The organism is Reyranella sp., assembly GCF_044224635.1.
Classification (GTDB): Bacteria; Pseudomonadota; Alphaproteobacteria; order Reyranellales; family Reyranellaceae; genus Reyranella.
In genome coordinates, this window is the sequence record NZ_JBGAKA010000021.1 from 44,744 (window position 1) to 71,108 (window position 26,365).

Here is a 26,365-nt window from a genome sequence, read left to right on the forward strand (position 1 = left end):
ATAGTCGGCGCACGGGGAACTTCACGAGGGATGAGACAGATGAGCAAACTCGCCAACTGGCTGGGCTCTGCGGCGGCGGCTGCCGTCCTGGTGCTGGGCCTGCCCGCCGCGGCGCAGACACCGATCAAATTCACGCTCGACTGGGTGTTCCAGGGGCCGACCTCGCCGTTCCTGGTGGCGCTGGAGAAGGGCTACTACAAGGCCGAGGGGCTCGACGTCACTATGGACCCGGGCCAGGGCTCGGCCGGCGCCGTGCAGCGCGTCGCCACCGGCGCCTACCAGATCGGCTTCGCCGACGTGAATGCCACCATCGAGTACAATGCCAAGAACCCCGGCAAGGAAGTGCTGTGCGTCTTCATGGCGTACGATTTCGCGCCGTTCGGCGTCTATGCCCTGAAGAAGAGCGGCATCAAGGTTCCGAAGGACCTCGAGGGCAAGAAGCTGGGCGCCCCGGTGTTCGATGCCAGCTTCCGCCTGTTCCCGGCCTTCGCCAGGATCAATGGCATCACCAAGTGGGAGCACGTCAATCTGACGCCGCAGCTGCGCGAGCAGAGCCTGGTGCAGGGCACGGTCGACTTCATCTCCGGCCACTATTTCTCCTCGATGCTCGACCTCAAGGCGCGCGGCGTGAAGTTCGACGACATCGTCGCCATGCGCTACGTCGATTTCGGCATGGACGTCTACGGCAACGGCATCGTGATCTCGCCCGAGATGGCCAAGGACGAGAAGGCCGTGAAGGGCTTCATCGCCGCCACCCTCAAGGGTTGGCGGGACGTGATTGCCGACAACAAGCTCGGCATTGCCGCCGCCAAGAAGCGCGATCCGCTGATCGACGAGGCGCTGGAGACCGAGCGCCTGCAGATCTCGCTGCAGACCAACATCCTGACGCCCTACGTTAAGGCCAACGGCATGGGCGACGTCGAGCCGGAGCGCTTCGCCCGCTCGGTCAAGCTGGTCTCCGAAGCCTTCGGCCTGCCGGCTGCCCCGGCGCCCGACAAGGTCTTCAGCAACAAGTACCTCCCGCCGAAGGCCGACCGCATGGTCGTGAAGTAGGACGGTGAGGTTGGACGTCATGCAAGCTCTCCTCCCCAGCTCCGCTGGGGAGGTGTCTGAGTTCTGATGCCGTTCGTCGATCTCAAGGGCGTCAGTCTCACCTATCGCCTGGGCAAGGAGACGACGCTGGCGCTGGCCGACGCGACGCTCGGTATCGACAAGGGTGAGTTCATCGCCGTGGTCGGCCCGTCGGGCTGCGGCAAGTCGACCATCATGAAGCTGGTCACCGGCCTGTTGCCCGCCTCGGGCGGCGAGGTGCGGGTGGCGGGCGAGAAGGTGACCGGGCCGATCAAGGGCGTCGGCATGGCATTCCAGAATCCAACCTTGATGCCGTGGCGCACCACCATGGGCAACATCCTGCTGCCGCTCGAGGTGGTCGAGCCGCACAAGCGCCGCTTCCGCCGCCATCGCACCGAGTACGAGGCGCGCGGCATGGCGCTGCTGCGCATCGTCGGCCTTTCCGACTTTGCCGAGAAATATCCGTGGCAGCTCAGCGGCGGCATGCAGCAGCGCTCCAACCTCTGCCGGGCGCTGATCCACGAGCCCGGCCTGCTGATGCTCGACGAGCCGTTCGGCGCCCTCGATGCCTTCACCCGCGAGGAGCTGTGGGGTGTCATGCAGGCGCTGTGGCTGGAGAAGAAGTTCACCGCCGTGCTGGTGACGCACGACCTGCGCGAGGCCGTCTATCTCGCCGATACGGTCTACGTCATGAGCCGCCGGCCCGGCCGCATCGTGCTCTCCCGCAAGATCGACATTCCGCGGCCGCGCACGCTCGCCACCACCTTCGAACCGCACTTCGTCGATCTCGTCCATGAGCTGCGCGATCGCATCCACCAGGAGCACGCGCCATGACCGATCTGCGGCGCGAGGCGCTGCGCATCGCCATGCCGTGGCTGGTCACGGTCGGCCTGCTGGTGATCTGGGAGATCGCCTGCATCGTCTTCGACGTTCCCGAGATCATCCTGCCCAAGCCGAGCAAGATCTTCGTCGTCTTCTTCCAGCGCTTCGGCATCCTGATGGCCTATTGCTGGGACACGCTGTGGACCACCGTCGTCGGCTTCCTGCTGGCGATCGCCGGCGGCCTGGTGCTGGGGCTGGCGATCGGCGCCTCGCCCTTCGTCTATTCCGGCCTCTATCCGCTGCTGATCGCCTTCAACGCCATTCCCAAGGTGGCGCTGGTGCCGATCCTGATGATCTGGGTCGGCGTCGGCTCGCTGCCCGCCGTCATCACCGCCTTCGTCATCAGCTTCTTTCCCATCGTGGTGAATGTCGCCACCGGCCTCGCCACCATCGAGCCGGAGATGCGCGACGTGCTGCGCAGCCTGGGCGCCAGCCGGCTCGAGATCCTGACCAAGGTCGGCATCCCGCGCGCCATGCCCTACCTGTTCGCCAGCCTCAAGGTGGCGATCACCTTGGCCTTCATCGGCTCGGTGATCTCCGAGACGGTGGGCGGCAACAATGGAATCGGGTTCCTGATGCTGTCGGCCAGCGCCCGCAACGATGCGCCGACCACCTTCGCCGGCCTGTTCGCCATCGCCATCATGGGCGTGCTGATGTACGCCGTGTGCGCCCTGGTCGAGAAGCGCATGACCCGCTGGGCGTTCAGAGGCGAGCTGGTGAGCTGAATCTCATTCCCCTCCCCAGCGCGTCGCTGGGGAGGTGTCTCGGTAATCCGAGACGGAGGGGTCAGGAGTCTCAGTGGGGCTTTCGACCCCTCCGTCGGCGATTACGCCGACACCTCCCCAGCGAAGCTGGGGAGGAGACTGAGAAGAGCCTACAGCACCGCCTCCGCCACCATGCGCAGCGAGTCGATCGTGACGCCGCTCAGCAGCAGCGAGCCGACCTCGTCGCGCTTGCTGGCCTCTTTCCAGGCCTGCAGGCGGTCCTTGATGTGGTCGGGGCTGCCGACCAGCGAGCATTCGTCGACCAGGGCATCCGGCACGGCGGCGATCGCCTCGCTGCGGCGGCCGCCGAGATAGGCGTCCTGGATCTTTACCGCGGCGTCGGCGTAGCCGAAATGCTTGATGAAGTCGTTGTAGAAATTCTTGGCGCGCGCGCCCATGCCGCCGATATAGAGTGCCATCTCGGGCTTCAGCGCGTCGCGGCAGGCCTGCAGGTCGTTGCCCATGCAGATGCGGACATAGGGCGCGATGTCGAACGGCGGGCGATTGCCGCCGGGCGGCCGCCGCGCGATGCCCTGGCGCAGCGGCTTGGTGATCAGATCGGCCTTCTCCGGCGACATGAAGATCGGCAGCACGCCGTCCGCCACCTCGCCGGCGGTGCGCAGCCCGATCGGCGTGATCGAGGCGGCGTAGATCGGCATGTCGGGGTCGCCGTGCAGGATGCTCTTGAGCGGCCGGCCGAGGCCGGTCGCGTCGGGGCCGGCATAGGGGATCTGATAGAGCTCGCCCTGATGCTGCAGCGGCGCATCGCGCCTCAGGATCTTGCGCAGGATGTCGATGTACTCGCGGGTCCGTGCCATCGGCTTGCCGAACGGCATGCCATGCCAGCCCTCGACGACCTGAGGCCCGGAGGCGCCGATGCCCAGCAGCAGCCGGTTGTTCGACAGCGCCTGCAGGGTCAGCGCCGTCATCGCCGTGCAGGCGGGCGTGCGGGCCGACATCTGCATGATGCCGGTGCCGGCGCGGATGCGCGTCGTGCGGGCCAGGATCCAGGCGGTCGGCGTGACCGCGTCGGTGCCGTAGGCCTCTCCGCTCCACACCGAATCGTAGCCCAGACGTTCGGCCTCGAGCACCTCCTCGAGATGCAGGCTGTTGGGAGCGCCCGAGTATTTCAGCAGCATGCCGAGCCGCATGGATGTGGTCCCCATATTGGCGATGAAGCTTGGTGGCGAAACGAGCCTAGCGCAGGTCCGCCAGCAGCGGCAGCGCGTCGCGTGCGAAGCGCTCGATCACGTCGTAGCGCTCCTCGTAGGGGCCGACGAAATCGAGGATCAGATGGCGGACGCCAACGGCATGGAACTCGCGGATGCGCTCGACCACCTGCTCGGGCGTTCCGAGGGCGCAGTAGCGCTGGGCGGCCTTGCGGAAATCCATGGCGTAGCGCGTGCTGAGCGACAGGGTCGCTGCGTCGAGCGCCTTCTCGTAGGTATCGTCGACACGCGTGAACAGGAGATGGCTCGCGGCAAAGCCGCGGTCGAACACACGCCCGCACTGCTTGGCGGCGGCAGCGATTTTGTCGAGACCCTGGCGATACATGTCGGGCGTCACGACGTAGGACATCCAGCCGTCGGCCAGGCGCGCGGTACGTTTCAGCGCCGCGTCGGAGCGGCCGCCGCACCAGATCGGTGGCCCGCCCGCCTGGCGCGGCGGGGGCTGCATGGTCACCTGCTCGAACTGGAAGAACTTGCCGCTGTGCGAGGCCGGCTCGCCGGTCCACAGCTTGCGCAGCACGGCGAGGCTTTCGGCCAGCCGCGGGCCGCGCTCGCCCACCGGCACGCCGCAGACCTCGAACTCCTTGGCAAACTCGCCGCCCACGCCGACCCCGAAGACCAGGCGTCCTTCGGTCAGGTGGTCGAGCGTCGCCACTTGCTTGGCGATCGACGCCGGCTGACGCAGCGGCACCAGGTAGACCGCGGTGCCGAGCTGGAGGCGCCGGCTCACCATGGCCGCCTGTGCGAGCTGCAGGAACGGGTCGAGCATGGGGATCGCGAAGGCGATGTGATCGCCGACCCACTGCGAATCGTAGCCGCAGCGGTCGACCAGCTCGACCTGGCGCTGAAGCTCGTCGATCGCGGGCAGCCAGGGTCCTTCGGCCGGTTCGGTGCGGCGGTGAAGCGTTTGGATGCCGATGCGCAGCCGATCGTCGAGGGGCAGATCCATCGATAGGTTCCTCCGTGAAGCCGGGCCTCCATGAGGAAAGGTGGCCGGCGCAGCATCGGACGTGACCATCGCCGCCGACCGCTGCTACCCTGCCAACGGGTGCACTGGAGGGGCGCGCCGGTCAATGACGAATGGCGACAAGCCGGTCTTCGCGCAGGACGAGAGGGATTCGCAGCGTCTTGCCCGGGCGCTTAGCGAGAGCCACGCCACTGGCGGAGCAGTCTGCCGGCATCGGCATCTGGGATACCGATCTGGCGACCGACCTGTGCCGAGCCACGCCCACCTTCTTCCAGCTCATGGGGCTGCCGCCGTCGGACGAGCCCTTCCCGAACGATCGAGTCAGGGCGATTCGCCATCCGGAAGATGCGCCGAAAGTGGTCGATGGGTTCCGCCAAGCGCTTGCCGAGGGACGTGATCTCTACGAGGTCGAGTATCGCATCGTGAGGCCGTCCGACGGCCAGCAGCGCTGGATCTTCGGCCGCGGCCGCGTCATCCGAGATGCCGCCGGCAAGCCGGTCCGCTACAGCGGCGTCGACATCGACATCACCGAGCGCAAGCGGGCCGAGGAGCGACTGCGCGAAAGCGAGGAACGCTTCTCCAAGGCATTCAACGCCACCGCCCACCCGATGTCGATCATCACCCTGCGCGAGGGCTGCTATGTCGACATGAATCAGGCGGGGCTCGCGGCAAGCGGGTTGGCGCGCGAGCAGGTGATCGGTCGCACGGTGCGCGACCTCGGCTTCTACAACGACCCGGTCACGGCCGGCATCATCCGCGATCGGCTGACCAGCGAGGGTCGCTTCAGCGACCTCGAGACGACGCTGCGCGGGCGGCGTGGCCCGCGCACCTACCCTGCAATTTTTGGATAAAGGGGTGATCTGGACCTTCAGCGGCCCGACATCGAGCGTATCGGATGATGTTGCCGATTTAGTTTTTCGTCACGACGCCATTCGAGTGTGGGACGGAGGTGGTGTTGGCGCACGGCGTCGGCATGCGCTGGTCGGGCAGCAACTGCCGCCATTGCCCCTCGGCCGCCTTGACCGGCAGGCGCCGGCAGGCTTCTGCCAGCAAGTCGGCGGCCTTCCAGCGATAAAGCTCGACAACGCCTTTCGTGGCGCCGCTGTCGAAGCGGCGTGCCGCGATGAGCGTATCTTCATCCCGAAACTCAAGGTCCCGGATCTCACCGCCGATGTCCAGCTGCGCGACCGCCCGCAGGGACTCCGTGTCGAGCACGCGAATGGATCGGTTGCCCAGGGCGAGCCATTGTCCGTTGGTGCTGAACGCGATGGGGCCAGGATCCGCCGTGACAGTGCGGCGGACTGTACCTGTCGTCAGGTCCCACACTTTCACATCGCCCTTGTCGCCCACGATCGCGAAGCGAGCACCGTCCGCAGCGAAGGCGATCGCGACAATTCCCTCTTCCTTCGGCACCGACAACACGACTCTCTTCGTTTCAGTGTCCCATACGGTTGCCGCGACACCCTGCGGCAGCCCGGAAGGAACGACACTTTCCGGGCCAAACGCCACCAGGTAGCGCCCGGATCGATCGAATACCAGATCGCCGATCTTCGACTCAGGGGATTGCTCAAGGAGCATGGCACCTGTCGTCGCATTCCACACATGAACCTTCACGGTGGAAGATTCACTGCTCGTGGCGATCCGGCGTGTGTCCGGACTGAACGTCAGAGCAGTCATCTTGCCCACCGGGGCCGACCAGGCAACCTCGCCCTTGGGCAAATTTTGCACCGACAGCAAGCCGGATGGGTCGACACGCAGGAGCAACGCGTCCGACAGGAACTCGAGCAGCAATGGATCGCTATTCGGCAGAACTTCGGAATAGGTGACTTGTCCGGTCCCCGTATCCCAGAGCCGCAGCTTCCTGTCGGCATCACGCACGGTGGCCACTCGCTTGCCGGAGGTCGAGATTGCCCGGACGCTGACACTGCCTTCGTTCTGCATCCTCCGGACCATGGACAAGACGGCACGGTCGCCGCGAGCTTGTCCTCGCAGCATCGTTCGCACTGCATCCCAGTCCACAGGGTCGGTGTGGGCGAGTCGAGCCATGGAGTCACCGTTGCGCACGTCCCAGACCTCGACGAGGTCGACAGGGAGCGGCGAGGCAGCGACGTTTTCCGTCGAACTGACCTTCAGGTCGCGCGACCGTTCCCTCCCGGCAAGCTCGGCCGAGCAATTCCTTTGGACCGGAGCGAGAAGCTCGCCGCTCCAGCTGCGTCCGGTGCTGACGAAGGTGCGCACCAGGACTTCGTCGAAAATGCAGCCGCTGCGTCCTGCCTCGCTCGGCGTCGAGGTTTGCCACGTCCGTGCCGTGCCGTCCGTGCCGGCAGTGACGACGACGGAGCCGGTCGACCCATAGATGCCGCTGAGCATCTGCCGCTTGTTATCTTGTGCGCCTTCAAACGCATAGACGTGTGCGAACTGATGGATCTTGCGTCCCGAAACCAAGGACCAGGCGCTACAGTTGCCGTCAGTGCCGCACGTCATGGCCTTCGGCGCGGATGGATCGAATGAGAGGGAGTGGATTGTCTGGAACTCGCCATGGGAGGGGATGGCGGCTTCGCCCCAGTCCCTTACGCGCCAGATTGCACCAACGTCGTGCTCGCCGACCGCGCCGAGGTGACGACCGGCGGCGTCGAATGCAATCTGCCGAATTCGCCCCGGCCCGGAGCCGCGGACCTGCAAGCGGGCCGCAATCGTTTCCTTGGTCAGATCGAACACGGTGATCTTGCGGTCCGCGCCGGCGGCGAGATAGCGGCCAGTCGGATCGACGGCGAGCAGATCCAGCGCACCGATTTGCGGATCCAGGGTCTTCTTGTGTTCAAGCGGACTGCCTGAGTGCACCTCGATCTTGTCGCGCGGGCCGAAATACAGAGTGCCATCCCGTGCAAACGCGATTGCAGTCCCGTAGCCCGACAGCTTGATGGCATAGCGCAGAGGGAACTGGCGGCTCGCCAGATCATAAATGGCAAAACCAGGTTGGGCGGCACGCAGGCCGATCGCCAGCAGCCGGCCATCAGCACTGAAGGCGATGTTCTCGGGTTCCCCCTGCAGGTCGGCCGGGGAAAGCAGGAGCTGTTGCGCGCCTGTGCGATCCCATACGCCAACTTTGGTGCAGCACCCGGCGATACGGCTGCCATCAGGCGAGAAGATGACCTTGTGCCTGGCGCCGGCCAGGGGAGCGATACGAGTCGCTTCCGGCAGCTTCCACAATGCTCCGTCCTCTGCGGCTGTCGCAACTTGGGTCATGTCGGGGCTGAAGACTGCCGACTCGACGAGCGAGCCGTGCTGCAACACAGTCGCTGGCAGGGGAAACTGCGACAGCAAAGCCCGCAATGTCTGTTGAGCCTCGATCGACTCCGGCTGCGAGCGTGCCGACTCGGTTGCCATCAGCAGGGCCAACGGCAGGCGATCGGGCTGCTGCGCGCGCATCAGTTCGGCCTGGGCTGCGAGTTGCCGGGCGATCGCAATGTCGCGCTGCCGCACGGCCTCGACTCTCTGCTCGTCGGCGACGACGGCCTGCCAGATGGCAATGCCCGCCGCCAGGGTGACGGCCGCAACGCCGCTGCGGACGAGCAGTCGATTGCGGGCCAGCTGGCGCAGATCGGCTCCATCCAGCTCGTCCTTGGGGACGCCCCGGATGGGTGCCGCCACATTGACCACGATGTCGCGGAACTGCGCGCTGCGCAGCGACAGCAGGTCCGAATCGCGCGCCCATCGTGCGTCGACGTAGAGCGGCTCGTCCTCGCATCGTCCTTCCAGGATGCGCGGCACCGCCGTCGTTCGCGTCCAGTCGAAGTCGCGCTTGACGGGGTCCCACAGGATGTCGCCCTCGGTCAGCAGCACCAGCATGCGATTGGCGGAGCGGTGCTCGAGCCACCAGCTCACCTCCTTGTTGCACCAGATGGAGGCGGCTGACGCCGGGCTGGCAAGCAGCAGGAACCATTCGGAGACTTCGAGGTGCGCCACGATGCCGTGCCACAGCGCCGGGCTCGCCGTGAGGCTGGTCTGGTCGCGAAAGACGTCGAGGGCGCGCAGCTTGAGGAGCGGCTTGGCGAGCTTCTCCAGCCCGTTCTCGAGGGCTGCGGCGAGCTTCCCGTCCACAGCATGGCTGTAGGAGATGAAGGCGTCGTGCCGGAGGGCCATGGTCCTGACGACGAATGATGTCGCTTCCGCAACCGTCGAACAAGGGCGGGAGACAGGTAAGAGGCACGTCTTCGGCGGTAGAATGAAGAAGGGAAAGGCGCCGCTATGCTCGGGATGACAACATTGCTGTCATCCCGAGCATAGACGGGGGGACCTTTCCTTTCTGAGCAGAGCCGCCCTTCGGGTGGCTTGGGTCGGGATGACGGCTTTTCCTGGCGAGTGCGAATCCACTGCTCAGGCTCAGCCGGCATCGCCCGAACGAGCACCTATTGCTGAGCCTTGAAGAAGGCCTCGGCGTCGTCGATCTCGACCAGGCGGCTGCGGCGGATCTCCAGGAAGCGGGTCGCCACGCTGCGGGTGAAGAAGCGGTCGTGTGACACGAACAGGCACGAGACGTCGCTCTTCTCCAGCTGCTCCTCCAGGTCCTCCTGGCCCTCGATGTCGAGATGGTTGGTGGGCTCGTCGAGCAGGTACATGTTTGGGTGCAACAGCTTCATCTTGAGGAAGACCAGTCGGGCGCGCTCGCCGTGGCTCAGCCCCGCGATCGCATCGCCGATCCGCCGGAAGACGAAGCCCGCCGCGGCGAGCGCGCGGACCGCGTCCTTTTCGGTGATGCCGGGCGCTTCGAGCACGTAGTCGAGGATCGCCGAGCCGAGCGGCAGGTCGCGCATCGTCTGGTCGAAATAGACCAGCCGGCAGGCCGGATTGAACCGCACCGCCGCCTGGCTGTCGTAGTGCTCGCGCGCCGGGTTGTAGGCGGCGGCCAGAGCCGACAGCAGGGTCGACTTGCCGGCGCCGTTGACGCCCAGAACGGCGATCCGGTCGCCGGCGCCGACCGTCAGCCGCTCGATGCCGATCAGCTTGCGTTCGCTTCCGGGCGCTTTTACCTCGAGGCCGGCGAGCCGGAGCGCGACGCGCGCGTCGATGTCGCCGTCGGCGAGCTCGAGCCGGCGCTCGCGCGCGACGTAGGTCTGCGTGCGCTCCTTCTCGATCTTGGCGATGCGCGATTCGACGGCGTTCTTGCGCTTGTTGAGGTCGGGGTTCTTGACCGCCCAGACCTTGTAGCGGGCGGCAGCCTGCTCGAGGCGGCGGATCTCCTTGTCCTCCAGCCTGGCGCGCGCGGCCGCCGCCGCGTCGCGGCGCAGCAGCTCCTCGCGCGCCTGGCTGAAGCGCGCCTTGAAGGCGTGCACGCCGTCGCTGCGCAGGAACAGGGTGCGCTCGGTGACGCGATCGAGGAACTCGCGGTCGTGGCTTACGATCAGCATCGGCACCGTGAACTCGACCGTGAGCCAGCGCTCGAGCGTGTTGATATTGGCGAGATCGAGATGATTGGTCGGCTCGTCGAGGATCAGGATGTCGGGCTCCTCCAGGCGGGCGGCGCCGGCGATCAGCAGCAGACGTTGCCAGCCGCCGGACAGGCTGCCGAACGGCTCGTCCAGGGTTGCCGGCTCGACACCGATCTCGTCCATCAGGATGTCGATGCGCCAGTGGTCGCCGGTCAGTCCGACCTTGTTCAGGGAGTCGTTCAGCACGTCGCGCACGGTGCGCCCGGCCAGGCCGTCGGGGACATCCTGCGGCACGCTGCCGACCCGCATGCCGCGCGAGCGGATGACGTTGCCGCCATTCAGCTCGAGCTCGCCGCTCAGGCACTTCAGAAGCGTGGACTTGCCGGCGCCGTTCTCGCCGACCAGAGCCGTGCGCGCGCCGTCGAGCAGGAACGACACGTCCTTGAAGACGCGTACCGAGCCGAAGAAGAAACTACCGCGCTCCATCCCGAGCACGGCCTGCCGCGACGCCATCGTGATCCTCGTGCCCTTCCGGACCGCGAGCGTCGCCTCATTCTCCTCCCCACGCAAAGCGTGGGGAGGTGTCCGCGTAATCGCGGACGGAGGGGTCGAGAGCCCCACTGAGGCTCCTGACCCCTCCGTCTCGGATTACCGAGACACCTCCCCAGCGAAGCTAGGGAGGAGAATGAGGGCACGCGGTCCGCGAGTGATTGTGCCTCTTCAGGAGACCAGTACGCCATCCCTGGCGACAATGCGACCCGCCTTGATCACCAGCTTGCGGCGTGGGCGGGTCGCGACGGCCTCGGCCAGCGAGCCGGCCTCGACCACGACCAAGTCGGCGGGTGCGCCGATCGCGATGCCGTAGGGCGCCACGCCCAGCACGCGCGCTGCCGCGCCCGTCACCATGTCGAGCGCGAAGGCCAGCTCGTCGTCGTGGCGGAAGTTGGCGCGATAGCCGATCATCATGGCGCGCTCGAGCATGTCGCCGTTGCCGAACGGCGACCAGGCATCGCGGATGTTGTCCGAGCCGCCGAACACCTCGACGCCGTGCTCGTGCAGAAGCTTCAAGGGTGGGATGGCGGCGCCGCCGGGACCGTGGCTCATGATGGCGACGCTGGCGTCCGCCAGCAGGTCGGCTGTGCGCGCCGCCATGTCGATCGGCACCGAGCCGAGGGCGAAGGCGTGGCTCACTGCGACCTTGCCCTGAAGGCCGGCCGCGACCGTGCGCTGGGCGATTGCCGTCAGCTGGGCGATGCCACCCTCGCCGCCGTCGTGCAGGTGGATGTCGATGCCGACGCCGCGGCGCTCGGCGATGGCGAAGATCGGATCGAGATGGCCGTCGAGGTCGCCGTCGATGCCCACCGGATCGAGGCCGCCCACAAGGTCGGCGCCCTCGGCAATGGCGGCATCGAGCAGCTCGGCCGTACCCGGCGAGCTGAGGATGCCGCTTTGCGGGAAGGCCACGATCTGGATGGTGACGAGGTCGCGGAACTGGTCGCGCACCGCCAGGACCTCGTGCAGGTTCCTGAGCCCCAGCTGGTTGTCGATGTCGACGTGGCTCCGCATGTGCAGCGTGCCGCTGGCCACGACCTGGCGCACCAGGTTGGCCCCGGTCTGCGACTCGGGCACGGTTCGCGCCGCGCGCACCTTGCGTTCGGCCTCGATGCGGTCGGCGACGCGATTGCCGGCCGCCTGGTTGGGCACCCACGGCAGGCCGAGCAGCGTCTTGTCGAGATGGATGTGGCCATCGACCAGCGCCGGCAGGACCACGACGCCGGGCTCGGCATGGCTCGGCGGCAGGAGGGCCGCGATGCGGCCGTCCTTGATCTCGATATCGCGCCGGGCGCCGTCAGGCAGGGTTGCGTTGCTGAGGATCACTCGGCTGCGAGCTTACCCGGTGGCAGCGTGGTTGGCACGAGCTTGAAGGGGCGGGTCGGTGCGGGGAAGCCGCAGCTCGTCCCGTCGGTCACCTTGACGTCCTTCTCCCATGGCACGGCGTACTTCCCGGCAGCGAGATCGCTCATGTAGGTGTAGGGACAATCGCGCGCGCCGCCCTTCACGGCGACGTAGCCGCGATGGCCGAGCTGGTAGATGTTGTTCTCGACGCCCCAGTGCACGCGTGCCTCGTCGCATTGGCGCGGCCGCACCTCGCCGGTGATGATCTCGTCGGGAATGCCGTTGCCTGTCACCAGCGGGGTGCCGTCGTAGTTCACGATCATGCCTTCGCCCATCGAGTTGAACGAGCCGTCCGAGCCGGCGAGGCAGACGCTGGCCGTGTACATCAGGTTGCAGAAGGCGTTCGACTGGTTGGTGAAGTGCCAGCTCTGGCGGATCGGCGCAGTGTAGCCTGCCGTACGCAGCATGATGTTGGCACCTTTGTACGCTGATTCGCGCGCCATCTCGGGGAACATGCCGTCGTGGCAGATGATCAGCGCGATCTTCGAGCCGTTGGGCCCGTCGCACACCGGGATGCCGAGGTCGCCCGGTTCCCACGGCTCGACCGGCACCCAGGGATGCATCTTGCGGTAATAAAGCTTGATCTCGCCCTTGTTGTCGATGATCAGCCCGGAGTTGAACGGATTGCCGTGGGAGTTCAGCTCCATGATGGAGAAGCATCCCCAGATGTCGTTGGCGATGCAGGCGTTGCGGAACTTCGCGACCTCGGGCCCGTCGAGCCTGCACATGATCGCCGGGTTGGTGTCCATCGACAGCCCGTGCAGAGCGTATTCCGGGAAGACCACGAGGTCCATGGTCGCGAGGTTGCGCCGCGCCTTGGCGACCAGCCCGCAGATGCGATCGGTCTGTCGCGCCAGATCCTCGGGCGTGACGACGACGGGGTTCTGAATCTGCACCAGCCCGATGACCATGCCATCCGGCGCCTTGTTGAGACCGCCCAGTCCGCTCATGCTTCCTCCGCCAGCCAGTTGTTGGCCGCAGGAAAGCAAGGCGCGTGCCAGTTCTAGGGGCCCAGTTCTAGAGGGCCAGACCTAAAGGGCCAGACCTAGAGGGCCAGACCTAGAGGGCCAGACCTAGAGGGCCAGACCTAGAGGGCGGCGACCGCGCCCGCTTCCTTGCGGGTCTGGGCGACGGCGGCGCGTGCCGCCATGGCCATCAGGCCCGAATCGTTGGCGATGGTGACGAACTGGAAGCCCTTGCCGATCATCTTGGCGGCGTAGGAGGCCGTGCCGTTGTGCAGGCCGGCGAACAGGTTGCGCTTCTTGCAGGCGGCCACGAGCTTGTCGTAGATCGCCAAGATTTGGGGTTCCTCGCGATCGAGCCGCGGCGCCAGCCCGAGCGACAGGCCGAGATCGCTGGGGCCAATATAGATGCCGCTGATGCCCGGCACGTCGAGAATGGCGTCGATGTTGTCGATCGCCTCCTGGGTCTCGATCATCGGAATGATCAGCACCTCGTCGTTGGCCGTCGCCTGGTAGGGCGTCGCCGCACCATAGGCTCCGGCGCGGATCGGGCCGTTGCTGCGCTTGCCCTTGGGCGGATAGAGCGCGTACGAGGCCAGAGCCCGTGCTTCGGCTTCGTTGTTGACCATCGGGCAGATGACGCCCCAGGCGCCGCCGTCGAGCACCTTGCCGACGATGCCCGGCTCGTTCCACGGCACGCGCACCAAGGGCGTGATCGGATGCTTGTCCATCGCCTGGAAGCACTGGACCATCGACTGGTAGTCCTGCACGCCATGCTGCATGTCGACGGTGACGCTGTCCCAGCCGCACTGCGCCATGACCTCGGCCGAGAAGCCGCTGGGGATGGCCAGCCAGGCATTGACGCAGGCCTTGCCCGCCTGCAGCCGCTTCTTCAGCATGTTCGTCATGTCGGCGTTTCCCTTGCTCGTCGTGTTCCGGAAGCGCGGATCATAGGCAGCAGGCCGGCGTGAGGCCATCGGGCTTTGCCGCTGTGCAGTCCTCCTCCTCCAAGCTTCTCATTCTCCTCCCCAGCGAAGCTGGGGAGGTGTCTCGGTAATCCGAGACGGAGGGGTCATGAGCAGCGGGACTGGGGCCTCTGACCCCTCCGTCCGCGATTACGCGGACACCTCCCCAAGCTGCGCTTGGGGAGGAGAATGAGAAGCCTCCCCAGCGAAGCTGGGGAGGAAGCATGAGTCACCCCTTCACCGCACCCGCCGACAGGCCTTCCACGATGTAGCGCTGCAGCAGCACCACCAGCACCACGGTGGGGGCGAGCGCCAGCAGGCAAATCGCCATCATCAGGTTGAAGAAGACGAACACGTCGCCGACCAAGCTGGCGATGACGACGGGCAGGGTCATGAAGTCCGGCCGGGCGTTCAGGATCAAGGGGATCAGCAACTCGTGCCAGGAGACGATGAACATGATGACGCCGCAGGCGGCAAGGGCGGGCGTCGCCAGCGGCAGGACGATGCGCACGAAGGCGCCGAGACGGGTGCAGCCGTCGATCCGCGCCGCCTCCTCGAGCTCCGAGGGGATGCTGTCGAAGTAGGGCGCCAGGATCAGGATGGCATAGGGCAGCAGAAAGCCGGTCTCGGCCAGGATCACGCCGCTCAGCGAGTTGAGCTGGCCCATCGATCGCATGACGATGTAGAGCGGGATCATCAGCACGATCACCGGCACGAAGCGCGCAACGATGTTGGCCTGCAGCAGGAACAGCGTCCATCGGAAGCGCAGGCGGGCGATGGTGTAGGCCGACAGCGAGCCGAACAGCAGGGTCAGCGCCGTGACCGAGACCGCCACGATGGTCGAGTTGAGGAAGGCGGCGTAGAAGCTCTTGATGTTCTCGGGCAGGTAGGTCGCCTGCTCGAAGATGCGTCCCCTCTGCTGGCCCTTGGTCAGGATGACGGTGAAATTGTCGAGCGTGACCTCGGCCGGCAGCACCCGGCGGGTGTCGGCCTGCAGCGACTTCTCGGACTGGATGCTGGCGATGAGCACGGCCAGTAGCGGCAGCAGGATGAAGACGATCACCGTGAGGTTGGCGGCGTGCAGCAGGACCTTGCCGGTGGGCGTGACCTTGAACATCAGAGCGTCACCCGGCGATAGACGGTGCGCACATAGACCAGGGCGATCGCCGCGATCATCAAGGTCAGGATGAAGGCGGAGGCCGAGCCCATGCCGAAATTGTTGGGCGGCGAGAAGGTGATCTTGTAGCTGTACCAGGCGGCCACCCAGGTGGCGTCGCCCGGCCCGCCCTGGGTGATCGCCAGGATCTCCTCGAATACCGCGAAGGCGAAAGCGGTGCGCAGGATCAGGATGATGGCGATGATCTGCTGCAGCATCGGCCAGGTGATCTGGCGAAAGCGATGCCAGGCATTGGCGCCGTCGATCGCCGCCTGCTCGTAGAGATCGCGCGGAATGCCCTGCAGCGCCGCGTGCACCAGGATGATGGCGAAGGGCAGGGTGCGCCAGATGTAGGGCACGGTGACGGCGTAGAGCGCGGTGTCGGGATTGCCGGCCCAGTTGATCGGCTGGTCGATCAGCCCGACGCTGAAAAGGATGCGATTCAGGAAGCCGAACTGGAAGCTGTAGAGGAACGACCAGATCAGGCCGTTGCAGATCGGCGGGATGGCGTAGGGCAGCAGGATCAGGAATCGCGTCACGCGCGAGGTCCAGACGCTGGTCTGGTTGATCAGCAGCGCGATGGCGATCGCCAGGATGACCTCGGTGCCGACGGTGATGAAGGTGAAGATCAGCGTGTTCTTGATGGCGACCCAGAACAGCGGATCCTCGAGCACGCGGCCATAGTTCTCCAGGCCGTTGAACGGGAACTCGCCGCGGCGAAGCTGCGCCAGGCCGACCCGGTGCACCGACAGGTAGCCGGCATAGATCACCGGGTAGGCGAGCACCACCCCGAGGAACAGCAGGGTGGGCAGGTTGAGGAGCAGGGCGAAATGCCGAGCCGACATCTCGCGCCGATACCAGGGCCGGCGGCCGGCCCTGGTCATCACCATTCCCGTTGTCTCGCTGGTCAGGACGTCAGACCTTGCGCTTGGCGTCGGCGATGCCCTTGATCAGGTTGTCGCAGCACTGATCGGCGGTGAGCTGTCCGGTCAGGCACTTCTGGACCTCGATGTTGAGTTGGTCGGTCCACGGGAAATGCCAGGGCTGATAGACCGACGAGCAGGCGTCGCCGATATAGGCCGCCTTGTCCCAGATCTTGAGAATTTCCGGCACGTCGCCCCACGGCGCCCAGCCCTGCTTGACGGCATCGCTGTTCATCACCGAGTTGTAGCCCGAGCCCAGCATGGCGTCCTTGGCGAGGCTGATGGCCTGCGTGTAGGTGCCGTCCTTGGTCTTGCCGCCGAGATACTGCAGCAGCTTCCAGGCCCATTCCTTGTCGCGATTGGCCGACGACAGAAAGTAGACGTGGGTGACGCCGATCGTCTTGCCCTCGCCGGGCGAGCCATGGACCTTGACCTTGCCGGCGATCGGCGATTGCGCCGGATCGTTGACGACGTTGAGGCCGTAGTGATGGTTGGGGCCACGATAGAGGTTCTTGCCGGCGCCGAACGCCTTGGCCGAGGTGGTGAACTGGACCTTGAGCGATTCCGGGTCGGCGATGTCGAGGCCCTTCTCGAAGGTGTTGGCCCACCATTTCAGGGTCTCGCGGGCAATCGAGCCGGCGCCCAGCATGTGGTTGCCCTGCTTGTCGAAGAACGTGCCGCCCTTGTTCCAGGTCATCTGGTACCAGGTGCCCGGCAACTGCTCGAGGCCGACACCCGCCACCCACAGGATCGGGTAACGCGACACGCCGTCCTTCTTGGCCTTGACGCAATGCTCGATGAACTCGTCGTAGGTCGCGAACGGTTTGTCGATCTTCAGCTTCTCGAGCATGTCGGCGTAGTAGTTCCACACCCAGACCGCCGAGAAATAAGGCAGGCCCATGGTCTTGCCGCCGACCGTCGCCACCTGCTTGGTGAAGGGCGTGAAATCCTTGATGTAGTCGGCGGCACCGGGGAGGTTGTCGATCGGTTCGGCCAGGCCCTGGGCAACGAAGTTCGGAAAGGAGAAGGGCGAGGATTGCGAAACGTCGATCTTCTCGCCGGCGGCGAACATGGTCGCGAGCTTGGTCGGGTGGTCGTTGAAGGACGAGATCGTCGAATCGACCTTGACGCCCCAATCGGCCTCGAACTGCTTGGCGATGCGCGCGTAGATGTCGCCGTAGGTCCAGACCACGAAATTGACCCGGTCGACCTTGCTCTTCGGCGGCACGCTCCACGGCCCACCCTGTTGCGCGAGGGCGCTGCCGGACAGACCGGCTAGCCCGAGACCGCCTGCCGTCGCGAGAACGCGGCGGCGGCTCAATTCCCATTTGCGGATCACGTCATCATTCATTTCGACCCCCTGAGAGTCCCCCCGGATGACGGGACCCTAGCACCCCGGCACGCCAGCCAGTAGATACGAGGCAGCAAAAAACATGCCTCGGAGGACCAGCTCCATGACGCTTCTGTTGTCGTTGCGCGCCGGCCGGCTCCAGGTCGACCTCGCACCTCGGGCGGGCGGATCGATCGTCCGCTTCAGCGTCGACGGCAGTCGCGACGTGCTGCGCCGGACGCCCGCCGACATGCTGGCCGAGGCAACGGCCGCGACCCGCGGTAACAATACGGCCTGCTATCCACTGTTGCCCTTTTCCAATCGCATTGCCGGCGGTCGCTTCCGTTTCGACGGACAACAGATCGCGCTGCAGCGCAATTGGCCTTGCGTGAATCATCCCATGCACGGCGACGGCTGGGCGATGGCCTGGACAGTCGAGCGTCATGATGTGCGGTCGGCCGAGATCGCCTATGACCACGAGGCCGCAAGCGACGGCGGCTGGCCGTTCGCCTATCGCGCCCGCCAAATCTATCGCCTCGACGAGGATCGGCTGACCGTGCGCATCTCCCTGCAGAATCGCGAGGCGCGAGCGGTGCCGGCCGGGATTGGCTTGCACCCCTTCTTCGTGTGCGACGCGGCGACCGACCTGCAGTGTCGCACGAAAAGCGTCTGGCTTGCCGACCCCGAGGTCTTGCCGACCGAGCGCATCGACGTCCCTGTCGCTTGGGACTTCAGCGCCGGCCGTCGAATCGGTGCGGTCGCGCTCGACAATTGCTTCGAGGGCTGGGATGGGCTGGCGCGCATCGCCTGGCCCGGTCGCGGACTGACGCTCGAGATGTCGGCCAGCGAGGCGCTTCGCACGCTGGTGATCTTCACGCCGCCGCAACGGCCGTTCTTCTGTGTCGAGCCGGTCAGCCATGCCAATGGCCAGATCGCTGCCACCAGACTCGCCGCGGGTGATACGATCGCCGGCGACGTCACCTTCCGCCTGACCATTCAGTGAGGACCCATGCTGCCCTTCGCCTCCTATCCCAGCCTGAAAGACCGCGCCGTGTTCGTCTCCGGTGGCGGTTCGGGAATCGGTGCCTCGATCGTCGAGCACTTCGCCGAGCAGGGCGCCAAGGTGGGGTTTTGCGACATCGACGATGCCGCCTCGCAGGCGCTGGTGGCCAGGCTCTCCGCATCAGGTCATGCGGTGCCGACCTACCGGCGCTGCGACGTGCGTGACATCGCCGCCTACCAGGGCGTGCTCGCCGAGCTGGCGGGCCAGCTGGGAGCCTTCACCGTGCTGATCAACAACGCCGCGCGCGACGATCGACACGACCTCGAGGAGGTGACGCCGGACTTCTGGGACGAGCGCATCGCGGTCAATCTCCGGCACCAGTATTTCGCGATCCAGTCGGTGGTGCCGGGCATGCAGCGGGCGGGCGGCGGCTCGATCGTGAATTTCAGCTCGGTGAGCTACCACGCCATGACGCCCCGCCTGTCCGTCTACCAGGCCGCCAAGGCGGCCGTGATCGGCATGTCGCGCGGCCTCGCCCGTGATCTCGGCCCGGACAGGATCCGGTTGAACTCGATCACGCCGGGCTGGATCATGACCCAGCGGCAGATCGATCTGTGGCTGACGCCCGAGGCCGAGGCGGGCCTGATGCAGGCGCAGTGCCTCAAGGAGAAGGTCTATCCGCCCGACATCGCCCGCATGGCGCTATGGCTCGCCGCCGACGACAGCCGGATGGTGACGGCGCAGAACTTCGTGGTCGACGGGGGCCGAATGTGAGGCCATTCGCCGGAAGGCTCTGGCGTCGCGCCAGCGTCGCCGCGGCGAGGTTCGTTCGTCATTTGCTGCCGCCGACGCTCTACTTCATCATCACCTTCAACCTCATCTCGTTCTCGACCAACCTCGCCGTTCGCAGTGTCTGGTTCGAGCTCCATTCGGTCGTCCTGTCCACCACCACGGCGCTGGTGGTTGCCAAGGTGGTGCTGGTGGTCGATCGGGTGCGCATCATCGACCGCTATCGTGGCGCGCCGCTCATCCTGCCGATCCTCTACAAGTCGATCTTCTACTCCTTCGTCGTGCTGGTGGTGCGCATCGTCGAGAAGGTCGTGGATTTCGCCATCGAGGCGCACGGCTTCGGCGATGTCTTTCAAACGTTGATGCGAGAGTTCACCTGGCATCGCTTCGCCGCGGTGCAGATCTGGATCTTCCTCTGCTTCCTGGTCTACGTTTCGGCATCGGAACTCAACGCCCTCGTCGGCGAGGGCCAGCTCGCCCGCCTGTTCTTCCGCCATCGTTCGGCCGAGCACCGCCTGACGCGCCGCCAGCACATCCGCGCCCTCATGGAGCTGAGCCGCCTGGCCGAGAAAACGCCACGTGACCGCCTGCTCGACCCGGCCAGCCCGCAGGGCGCGCGACTGGTCGCCATCGTCGACGCGCTGCGCCAGCGCCCGGCGACGTCGACGTCTCCGATATAGCGGCGCGGCGCTCGCTCATTCTCCTCCCCAACTTCGTTGGGGAGGAGTCTCGGTAATCCGAGACGGAGGGGTCATGAGCAGCGGGACTGCGGCCTTTGACCCCTCCGTCGGCGAAGACGCCGACACCTCCCCAGCGAAGCTGGGAGGAGCGCATGAAGGGACCTACTTCCGGTCCTTGTAGGGGGGCGCCGGGTAGACTGCCTTGGCGGTGGCGATCTCGGGCGGGAAGACCGCCTCGGGGCCGGACGGCATGTTCTGCATGACGGCGAACTCGCTCTTGAACTGCTTGCCGGTCTCGTCGATCTCGTAGGGACCGGTGACGGTGACGATCTTGTTGTTGAGCTTCAACGCCGCCGCCTTGAGCTTGGCCGCCTCGAGCGACTGCGCCTCGACGATAATCTGCTCCAGCGCAGCGCCGGCGCCATAGGCGAGCGCGGTCTGGAAGTCGGCGGCATACTGGGCATTGGGGAACAGCTTGGCATAGCGCTCCATCATCTGCGCCCGATCAAGCCCGCCCGTCACCTTCCAGTTGATGCGCTCGTGCAGCAGGGTCTGGCTGAAGTGGTAGAGCGCGTCCTTGCCGATGGCCAGGAACTGAGGTTGCGAGGCATAGACCAGGTAGACGGCCTTGAACTCGACGTTCATCTCACGCAGCTGGCGCGCGATCGTCATCTGGTCGCCCTCGTAGGCGGTCGGCATGAAGACGTCGGCGCCGGTCGCCTTGGCCTTCTGGATCAGGATGTTGAAGTCCTTGGTACCCTTGGCGAACTTCTCGTTGATCGTCACCTCGAGGCCGAGCTTCTTCGCCTCCTCGATCGCGCCGTTGGTCAGCGCGGCGGGAAACGGCTCGTCGAGATAGGCGAAAGCGATCTTCTTGGCGCCGAGCTGGGCGAATGCCTTGACTCCGGGCCGGCCGAGCAGGGTGCCGGCCTGCTGGGTCGCCGACACGACGTACTTGTAGCCTTGCTGGTAGATCGAATCGGCCGACGCCGACCAGATCACCATGAACTTGTCGGCCGCCTCGGTGGCGTTGACGGCAGCCGCGGTCAGGGTCGAGCCGAACGGACCGAAGCAGAGATCGACCTTCTCTTCCTTGATCAGGGTCTCGTAGACCTTGGGCACGATGGTCTTGTCGCTGCGGTCGTCGAGCTTCACCAGCTCGACCTTGCGCTTGGTGCCGCCGATCGCGATGCCGCCGCGGCTGTTGACGTCGTCGACCCAGATCTCGGCGCCGCGCAGGCCCGACTGGGCGGCGAGCGCGAAAGCGCCGGTCGACGACACTGTCATGCCGATGCGGATCGGCTTGGCGTCCTGCGCCCGCGCGCCGCCGATCGCGAGCGTACCGGCCGCACCGGCGAGCAGCGTTCTCCTCGGTAGATTGCTTGTCATTGGCGTCCCTCCTTGTCCTTTTGCCGAAGGCTACCAACCGGCGGCCGGGTGGTCACGTGTCGATGCGATAGTCGACCCACTCGGCGATCAGGTCGCGCAGCCCCGAATCCTCCTGGAAGGCATGGGCCGAGCCGTCGACCTTGTTCTGGCCGAGCTCGAGAACATACAGGTGCTGGGCGATGCGCACGCACTGGCGCACGTTCTGGTCGACCAGCAGCACGGTGATGCCCTGGGCGGGCAGCCCGCTGATGAAGTCGTAGATGTCGGCACTGATGCGCGGCGCGATCATCGCCGTGGGCTCGTCGAGCAGCAGCACCCGCGGCCGCAATGCCAGGGCGCGGCCGAGCTCGAGGAAGCGCTGCTGGCCGCCGCTCATCGAGCCCGCTAGGTCGCGGCGCTTGTCGCGCAGCATGGGGAACTGGACGTAGGCGCGTTCTAGCGCCTCCTCGACCCGCTGGCGATCGCGCCGGAACGACCAGCAGGCGAGGCGCAGATTGTCCTCGACCGACAGCTCGTTGAACAGGCTGCGCTGCTGCGGCACCAGGGCGATGCCGTGCTCGATGAACTTCCACGGCGGCAGGCCGGTCGCCGTGCGGCCGTCGATCAGCACCTCGCCGGCAACCGGCTTCAACAGGCCGTAAAGAGCGCGCAGCGCCGTCGACTTCCCGGCGCCATTGGGGCCGATGACGCCGGTGATCAGTCCCGGCCTGACTGCGAGCGACAGCCCGCGCAGGATGCGAATGTCGCCGTGATAGGCGACGTCGACGTTGTCGAGCGCAAGGACCGGCGGTCCAGTCGAGTCGTGGGTCGCCATCGTCATGTCCCGAGATAGGCTTCGATGACGGCGGGATTGCCGCGGATGTCGTCGACACCGCCTTCGGCGATGACTCGCCCCTGGTTGAGCGCAACGACGCGGGTCGACAATCGATAGATCGAGGTCAAGTCGTGGCTGATCAGCAGCACGACCTTGCCGGCCCGGGCCGTTTCCTCGATGCGCTCGATCATGAACTTGCAGAGTAGCGGATGGACCCCGGCGAACGGCTCGTCGAGCATGACGATGGCCGGATCGGGCATCAGCATGCGCGCCATCTCGAGCAGCTTCTGCTGGCCTCCCGACAGCTCCTCGGCATAGTTGTGGCGCAGCTCGATCAGACTCATGCGCTCGAGCATCGCCTCGGCGCGACCGATCAGCTCGGAATCGGAGACCGACCGGTCGAGCACTGGCACCAGGAGATTGTCGATCAGCGACATCCTGCGGAACACGCGCGGCACCTGGAAGGTCCGCCCGATGCCGTGATGGGCGATGACGTGCGGCGGCTGGCCGGTGACGCGTTCGCCGCCGATGAAAACGTCGCCGCCGTCCGGCCGGTAGAGGCCGCAGATGCAGTTCATCAGGGTGGTCTTGCCGGCGCCGTTGACGCCGATGATGCCCAGGGTCTCGCCGGCGTCGGCCTGCAGGTTGACGCCGTCGAGCGCCACCAGGCCGCCGAAGCGCTTGATCAGCCCGCGGGTTTCGATGACGCTGGTCACCGTCGGAACCTCGTGCCGAGCAGGCCCGACGGCCGCAAGAAGATCGTGCCGACCAAGATGACGAAGCCCACGATCTGCGCCAGGGCCTGAGGCAGGAACACCGTCGCCATCTGCTCGGCGAGGCCGAATACCACGCCGGCAAGCAAGGCGCCGACCGGATTGCCGAGGCCGCCCAGCACCACGACGATGAAGGCGATGATGGTGTACTCCGTCCCGGAGAACGGATTGAAGGCGGGGAATACCAGCGCGACCAGCACGCCGGTGACGCCGGCCAGCGAGGAGGCGAGGGCGAAGGCGAAGGCCGACAGGCGGACGATGTCGACGCCCATGATCTGGATCGCCTCGCGATTCATGATTGCTGCGCGCAAGGCCTTGCCGGGGAGCGTGCGGAACAGGAACAGCGCCAGCGCGATCGAGATCACGATGGTGATGGCGAGCGCCACGATGCGGGCAGTCGAGATGTAGATCGGGCCGACCTGGACCGAGACCGGGGTGAAGGTGAAGTCGATCGAGCGCGAATCGGCCTCGAACAGCAGCAGCATCAGCGCCGCCGCCGCGATCGAGACGCCGTAGAACATCAGGAACGACATCAGCTCGGGATCGTCGCTCTGCGACAGGCGCGGGATCAGCACGTAGTAGAGCAGCCAGCCGGCGGCGAAAAAGGCGACGGCGGCGAGCGGCACGGCGAGCAGCGGCGGGATGTGCAGCGTGCTGAACAGCACAAAGGCGAAGAACGAGCCAGCGATCACGAACTCGCCGTGGGCGAAGTTGACGACCCGCAGCACGCCGTAGAGCAGGGTCAGGCTGACCCCGACCAGGGCATAGATTCCGCCCACGATCAGCCCGTTGGCGAGGCCGTTCAGGATCAGCAGCTCCACCGCGACCGCCTACGGCACGTAACGCCGCCAATGCGGCTTGCGGCGCAGGATGGTGCCGACGATACCGCGCGGCAGGAACAGCACCAGGATCACCGTGGCCACACCCAGGATCAGGAGATTGAGCAGCGGGAACTGGCGCCAGATCAGCTCGTCGAGCCACACCATGGCAACAGCGCCGACGATCGGTCCGGTCACCGTGCCCATGCCGCCAGCCACCGCGTAGATGACCGTCTTGGCGGTGATCAGGGTGTTGAAGGCGGTCTCGGTGTCGACGACGTTGGTGTACCAGGCCTCGATGCCGCCGCAGACCGCCGGAAAGAAGGCCGAGATCAGCCAGCCATAGAGACGGACGCGCGGAACGTTGACGCCCATCATGTCGGCCGCCTCGGCATCATCGCGTGTGGCGCGCAGCGCCTTGCCCAGCCGCGAACGCGACAGCCACAGGATGGTGGCCAGGGCCAGCACCATCACCGCCATCATGACGTAGAAGCTCTGCAGGGGCTGGGCGCGGCTGCCGAGCTGCAGGCCGAAGCTGCCGCCAGTGATCTGCTCCGGCATGTTGGTGATGACGAGCCGGCAGATGCCGGCCAGCGCCAGGCTGACGATGCCGAAATAGATGCCGGCCAGGCGCAGCGTCGGCGCGAACAGCAATGCCAGCACGAGGCCGGCAACGCCCGACAGCGGCAGCGCGAGGAAAAGCGGAAAGGCCGCCTTCTTGACCAGGATCGCTGTCGTGAAGGCGCCGACACCGTAGAAGGCGACGTAGCCGAACGGCATGTAGCCGGCGAAGCCCGAGGCGACATTGAAGGCCGACGCCATGGTGATCCACAGCATCAGGTAGAAGTGGAAGGCGACGTTGAGCCCGAGTGCCGGCACCGCGGCGAAGTAGATCAGCAGGGCGCCGCCAATCAGGGCCACCAGCGTGAAGTAGATCCGGTCGGCCGAATCGGCAGCGCGAGACGGAGACGCCATCAGAGGTCGCGTAACGAGGTCACGCGCCACGATAGGCCAGGGTCATCGACGCGACAACGAGGGACGTTTGCTGCGACTGCGAAGGATGGGAGCTTGTCGGAGAGGTCGCGACTCACGGCACTGATGTGCATCAAGCAGCCGCATGTTTCCAGCCCCATGCTCTGTCAATCAGGAGGCGCAATGGTACTGCCCGGAGCGTACGCTTCTTTACAACCCCGATCCCCCGATCCAGTCGACCAACAGGCTGGCCAGTTCCCGCGGCCGCTCGAGCGGCGCCATGTGGCCGCAGTCCTCGAGGACGGCGAACTGGGCATTTGGCAGGTGCTGCGCCATGCGCTCGGTCTCGGCGAACCGGCGCAGCCGGTCCTGCCGGCAGGCGACGACCAGCGACGGGCAGGCGATACGCTCGAGGTCGGCGTAGCCATCGTTGCGCACCAGCTGGGCCTGGCGCGCCCGCACCTCACGGCCGAGCCGCCGCTGCATGCCGCGCAGCCGGTCGAGCAGGATGGGATCGGTCTCGCGCGCCGGATGCAGTCCGCGCGCCACCGACTCTTCACCGGCCTTGCGCGGCGGACGGTCACCCGGCTGGTAGCCGGCCTGGCGCCGCGCTGTCTCCTCGGCCGAGTAGCCGCGCGCAGACGAAGCGACGAAGGCGACGCCGCGCACCCGCTCCGGCGCCATCAAGGCGAGCACGCGGGCCACGAAACCGCCCATCGAGAAGCCGACCAGCACGAAGCGCTCGGGTGAGGAGCTGAGGACGCGCCGCGCCATGCCTTCGAGCGAGGTATCCTCGTAGACGTTGCCGTAGTGCAGGGTCGCCGCGGCCTCGAGATCGGGGACCATGTCGGTCCACAGATCCTGATCGCACATGAAGCCTGGGAGAAGGACGAGATCGCGCAAACGCTTGGTCGGGGTCTGTGACAAGACAGCTGAACTCTTCGTTACGACGCGCTTGTCATCCTGAGCCTGGCGAGGGACCTTTCATTGCTGAATGAAAGTCCCGCGCTGACACCGCTTGCGTGTCAGGTGCCTGTCTTGGGATGACAGCGGGATTGTAGCGGTTGCGTCGCGCCGGTGTGCTTACTTTTTCAGCGTCCGCAGAATCTTCCCTGAATCGGTGACGAAGCCGAAGCACTTCTTGACGTTCCACACCGTGGCCTCGGTGCAGAGATCGGGCGAGGTGGTGGCACAGCAATCCTCGACCAGCACACAGCCGTAGCCCAGGAAGTTGGCGTCGGTCAGCGAATGATCGATCGCCGCGACGGAGGGGTCATGTGCGTTCGATCCGGCCAATGCCGCGCGCTGGCACGGCTGGCGCATCGCGACGGCCGATCGCCTGCACGGGCTGCTGCCGCCGGGGACATTCCTGCTGCTGCCGGCGACCCCGTCGACCGCGCCGCGCCGCTTCCTGCGCGGCGAGGAAGCGAGCTGCTTCTATGCCATGGCGCTCACCTTGAGCTCCGTTGCCGGCCATGCCGGATTGCCGGCCG

Annotated in this window: 24 protein-coding genes; 7 read left to right on the forward strand and 17 right to left on the reverse strand. The window is 66.1% G+C overall.

Annotation, left to right across the window (positions count from 1 at the left end):
* Positions 1-39: 39 nt before the first annotated feature.
* The 3 genes from ACILR9_RS19140 to ACILR9_RS19150 all read left to right on the forward strand — a co-directional run bounded on the left by ACILR9_RS19140 (position 40) and on the right by ACILR9_RS19150 (position 2,678).
* The gene (locus ACILR9_RS19140) at positions 40-1,053 is read left to right on the forward strand and encodes an ABC transporter substrate-binding protein (protein WP_395711551.1); all 1,014 of its coding nucleotides are present in this window, start codon (positions 40-42) and stop codon (positions 1,051-1,053) included.
* A gap of 66 nt (positions 1,054-1,119) precedes the next feature.
* Complete coding sequence (locus ACILR9_RS19145) at positions 1,120-1,905, forward strand: ABC transporter ATP-binding protein (RefSeq protein ID WP_395711552.1); 786 nt, start codon at positions 1,120-1,122, stop codon at positions 1,903-1,905.
* Entirely contained in the window at positions 1,902-2,678 is a 777-nt protein-coding gene (locus ACILR9_RS19150) for an ABC transporter permease (RefSeq protein ID WP_395711553.1), read from the forward strand. The genes ACILR9_RS19145 and ACILR9_RS19150 overlap by 4 nt, the downstream gene beginning before the upstream one ends.
* 149 nt (positions 2,679-2,827) lie before the next feature.
* On the opposite strand, the gene ACILR9_RS19155 is transcribed toward ACILR9_RS19150, so the two are convergent.
* Positions 2,828-3,868: an LLM class F420-dependent oxidoreductase gene (locus ACILR9_RS19155; protein ID WP_395711554.1), complete on the reverse strand. Its 1,041-nt coding sequence runs from the start codon at positions 3,866-3,868 to the stop codon at positions 2,828-2,830.
* A 46-nt stretch (positions 3,869-3,914) separates the two neighbouring features.
* Positions 3,915-4,895 carry an LLM class flavin-dependent oxidoreductase gene (locus ACILR9_RS19160; protein WP_395711555.1) on the reverse strand — a complete coding sequence of 327 codons (981 nt, stop codon included), beginning with the start codon at positions 4,893-4,895 and terminating at the stop codon, positions 3,915-3,917.
* Positions 4,896-5,074: 179 nt separating this feature from the next.
* Here ACILR9_RS19160 and ACILR9_RS19165 point away from each other — a divergent pair, with 179 nt between their 5' ends.
* Positions 5,075-5,764: a PAS domain-containing protein gene (locus tag ACILR9_RS19165; protein WP_395711556.1), complete on the forward strand. Its 690-nt coding sequence runs from the start codon at positions 5,075-5,077 to the stop codon at positions 5,762-5,764.
* 58 nt (positions 5,765-5,822) lie between these two features.
* Here ACILR9_RS19165 and ACILR9_RS19170 read toward each other — a convergent pair whose 3' ends face one another.
* The 8 genes from ACILR9_RS19170 to ACILR9_RS19205 all read right to left on the reverse strand — a co-directional run bounded on the left by ACILR9_RS19170 (position 5,823) and on the right by ACILR9_RS19205 (position 17,655).
* The gene (locus ACILR9_RS19170; RefSeq protein ID WP_395711557.1) at positions 5,823-9,056 is read right to left on the reverse strand and encodes a hypothetical protein; all 3,234 of its coding nucleotides are present in this window, start codon (positions 9,054-9,056) and stop codon (positions 5,823-5,825) included.
* 266 nt (positions 9,057-9,322) lie between these two features.
* Positions 9,323-10,855, reverse strand: coding sequence for an ABC-F family ATP-binding cassette domain-containing protein (locus ACILR9_RS19175; RefSeq protein ID WP_395711558.1), 1,533 nt, complete (start codon positions 10,853-10,855; stop codon positions 9,323-9,325).
* Positions 10,856-11,062: 207 nt separating this feature from the next.
* Positions 11,063-12,220 (reverse strand): amidohydrolase family protein, encoded by a 1,158-nt coding sequence (locus tag ACILR9_RS19180; RefSeq protein WP_395711559.1) that lies wholly within the window; start codon positions 12,218-12,220, stop codon positions 11,063-11,065.
* Positions 12,217-13,248 carry a formamidase gene (locus tag ACILR9_RS19185; protein WP_395711560.1) on the reverse strand — a complete coding sequence of 344 codons (1,032 nt, stop codon included), beginning with the start codon at positions 13,246-13,248 and terminating at the stop codon, positions 12,217-12,219. The genes ACILR9_RS19180 and ACILR9_RS19185 overlap by 4 nt, the downstream gene beginning before the upstream one ends.
* Positions 13,249-13,385: 137 nt before the next feature.
* On the reverse strand, positions 13,386-14,168 hold the full coding sequence (locus ACILR9_RS19190) for an HpcH/HpaI aldolase/citrate lyase family protein (RefSeq protein WP_395711561.1): 783 nt from the start codon (positions 14,166-14,168) through the stop codon (positions 13,386-13,388).
* 286 nt (positions 14,169-14,454) lie between these two features.
* On the reverse strand, positions 14,455-15,342 hold the full coding sequence (locus tag ACILR9_RS19195) for a carbohydrate ABC transporter permease (protein WP_395711562.1): 888 nt from the start codon (positions 15,340-15,342) through the stop codon (positions 14,455-14,457).
* On the reverse strand, positions 15,342-16,271 hold the full coding sequence (locus ACILR9_RS19200; protein ID WP_395711563.1) for a carbohydrate ABC transporter permease: 930 nt from the start codon (positions 16,269-16,271) through the stop codon (positions 15,342-15,344). Before ACILR9_RS19200 ends, ACILR9_RS19195 begins: the two co-directional genes overlap by 1 nt.
* A gap of 25 nt (positions 16,272-16,296) precedes the next feature.
* A complete protein-coding gene (locus ACILR9_RS19205; RefSeq protein WP_395711564.1) occupies positions 16,297-17,655 on the reverse strand; it encodes an extracellular solute-binding protein in 1,359 nt (452 codons plus the stop codon).
* Positions 17,656-17,758: 103 nt separating this feature from the next.
* Between ACILR9_RS19205 and ACILR9_RS19210 the strand changes: the two genes are divergently transcribed.
* The 3 genes from ACILR9_RS19210 to ACILR9_RS19220 all read left to right on the forward strand — a co-directional run bounded on the left by ACILR9_RS19210 (position 17,759) and on the right by ACILR9_RS19220 (position 20,106).
* Positions 17,759-18,637, forward strand: a complete 879-nt coding sequence (locus ACILR9_RS19210) for an aldose 1-epimerase (RefSeq protein WP_395711565.1) — start codon at positions 17,759-17,761, stop codon at positions 18,635-18,637.
* A gap of 6 nt (positions 18,638-18,643) precedes the next feature.
* Complete coding sequence (locus ACILR9_RS19215; protein WP_395711566.1) at positions 18,644-19,411, forward strand: SDR family NAD(P)-dependent oxidoreductase; 768 nt, start codon at positions 18,644-18,646, stop codon at positions 19,409-19,411.
* Positions 19,412-19,473: 62 nt separating this feature from the next.
* Positions 19,474-20,106 (forward strand): hypothetical protein, encoded by a 633-nt coding sequence (locus ACILR9_RS19220; protein ID WP_395711567.1) that lies wholly within the window; start codon positions 19,474-19,476, stop codon positions 20,104-20,106.
* 162 nt (positions 20,107-20,268) lie between these two features.
* On the opposite strand, the gene ACILR9_RS19225 is transcribed toward ACILR9_RS19220, so the two are convergent.
* From ACILR9_RS19225 to ACILR9_RS19255, 7 genes are all read right to left on the reverse strand, one after another.
* Positions 20,269-21,495, reverse strand: a complete 1,227-nt coding sequence (locus ACILR9_RS19225; RefSeq protein WP_395711568.1) for an amino acid ABC transporter substrate-binding protein — start codon at positions 21,493-21,495, stop codon at positions 20,269-20,271.
* Between the two features lie 52 nt (positions 21,496-21,547).
* Positions 21,548-22,309 (reverse strand): ABC transporter ATP-binding protein, encoded by a 762-nt coding sequence (locus tag ACILR9_RS19230; RefSeq protein WP_395711569.1) that lies wholly within the window; start codon positions 22,307-22,309, stop codon positions 21,548-21,550.
* Between the two features lie 2 nt (positions 22,310-22,311).
* Positions 22,312-23,025 (reverse strand): ABC transporter ATP-binding protein, encoded by a 714-nt coding sequence (locus ACILR9_RS19235; RefSeq protein WP_395711570.1) that lies wholly within the window; start codon positions 23,023-23,025, stop codon positions 22,312-22,314.
* Positions 23,022-23,903, reverse strand: a complete 882-nt coding sequence (locus ACILR9_RS19240) for a branched-chain amino acid ABC transporter permease (RefSeq protein ID WP_395711571.1) — start codon at positions 23,901-23,903, stop codon at positions 23,022-23,024. The genes ACILR9_RS19235 and ACILR9_RS19240 overlap by 4 nt, the downstream gene beginning before the upstream one ends.
* A gap of 9 nt (positions 23,904-23,912) precedes the next feature.
* Positions 23,913-24,875, reverse strand: a complete 963-nt coding sequence (locus ACILR9_RS19245) for a branched-chain amino acid ABC transporter permease (RefSeq protein WP_395711572.1) — start codon at positions 24,873-24,875, stop codon at positions 23,913-23,915.
* 207 nt (positions 24,876-25,082) lie between these two features.
* Complete coding sequence (locus ACILR9_RS19250; protein ID WP_395711573.1) at positions 25,083-25,799, reverse strand: alpha/beta fold hydrolase; 717 nt, start codon at positions 25,797-25,799, stop codon at positions 25,083-25,085.
* Positions 25,800-25,955: 156 nt separating this feature from the next.
* A complete protein-coding gene (locus ACILR9_RS19255; RefSeq protein ID WP_395711574.1) occupies positions 25,956-26,195 on the reverse strand; it encodes an isochorismatase family protein in 240 nt (79 codons plus the stop codon).
* Between the last annotated feature and the right edge of the window lie 170 nt (positions 26,196-26,365).

Excerpts from the sequence above, each read along its gene's own strand:
- ACILR9_RS19140 (WP_395711551.1), top strand. The coding sequence starts at position 40 with ATGAGCAAACTCGCCAACTGGCTGGGCTCTGCGGCGGCGGCTGCCGTC.
- ACILR9_RS19145 (WP_395711552.1), top strand. The coding sequence starts at position 1,120 with ATGCCGTTCGTCGATCTCAAGGGCGTCAGTCTCACCTATCGCCTGGGC.
- ACILR9_RS19150 (WP_395711553.1), top strand. The coding sequence starts at position 1,902 with ATGACCGATCTGCGGCGCGAGGCGCTGCGCATCGCCATGCCGTGGCTG.
- ACILR9_RS19155 (WP_395711554.1), bottom strand. The coding sequence starts at position 3,868 with ATGCGGCTCGGCATGCTGCTGAAATACTCGGGCGCTCCCAACAGCCTG.
- ACILR9_RS19160 (WP_395711555.1), bottom strand. The coding sequence starts at position 4,895 with ATGGATCTGCCCCTCGACGATCGGCTGCGCATCGGCATCCAAACGCTT.
- ACILR9_RS19170 (WP_395711557.1), bottom strand. The coding sequence starts at position 9,056 with ATGGCCCTCCGGCACGACGCCTTCATCTCCTACAGCCATGCTGTGGAC.
- ACILR9_RS19175 (WP_395711558.1), bottom strand. The coding sequence starts at position 10,855 with ATGGCGTCGCGGCAGGCCGTGCTCGGGATGGAGCGCGGTAGTTTCTTC.
- ACILR9_RS19185 (WP_395711560.1), bottom strand. The coding sequence starts at position 13,248 with ATGAGCGGACTGGGCGGTCTCAACAAGGCGCCGGATGGCATGGTCATC.
- ACILR9_RS19190 (WP_395711561.1), bottom strand. The coding sequence starts at position 14,168 with ATGACGAACATGCTGAAGAAGCGGCTGCAGGCGGGCAAGGCCTGCGTC.
- ACILR9_RS19195 (WP_395711562.1), bottom strand. The coding sequence starts at position 15,342 with ATGTTCAAGGTCACGCCCACCGGCAAGGTCCTGCTGCACGCCGCCAAC.
- ACILR9_RS19200 (WP_395711563.1), bottom strand. The coding sequence starts at position 16,271 with ATGGTGATGACCAGGGCCGGCCGCCGGCCCTGGTATCGGCGCGAGATG.
- ACILR9_RS19205 (WP_395711564.1), bottom strand. The coding sequence starts at position 17,655 with ATGAATGATGACGTGATCCGCAAATGGGAATTGAGCCGCCGCCGCGTT.
- ACILR9_RS19210 (WP_395711565.1), top strand. The coding sequence starts at position 17,759 with ATGACGCTTCTGTTGTCGTTGCGCGCCGGCCGGCTCCAGGTCGACCTC.
- ACILR9_RS19215 (WP_395711566.1), top strand. The coding sequence starts at position 18,644 with ATGCTGCCCTTCGCCTCCTATCCCAGCCTGAAAGACCGCGCCGTGTTC.
- ACILR9_RS19225 (WP_395711568.1), bottom strand. The coding sequence starts at position 21,495 with ATGACAAGCAATCTACCGAGGAGAACGCTGCTCGCCGGTGCGGCCGGT.
- ACILR9_RS19230 (WP_395711569.1), bottom strand. The coding sequence starts at position 22,309 with ATGGCGACCCACGACTCGACTGGACCGCCGGTCCTTGCGCTCGACAAC.
- ACILR9_RS19245 (WP_395711572.1), bottom strand. The coding sequence starts at position 24,875 with ATGGCGTCTCCGTCTCGCGCTGCCGATTCGGCCGACCGGATCTACTTC.
- ACILR9_RS19255 (WP_395711574.1), bottom strand. The coding sequence starts at position 26,195 with ATGCGCCAGCCGTGCCAGCGCGCGGCATTGGCCGGATCGAACGCACAT.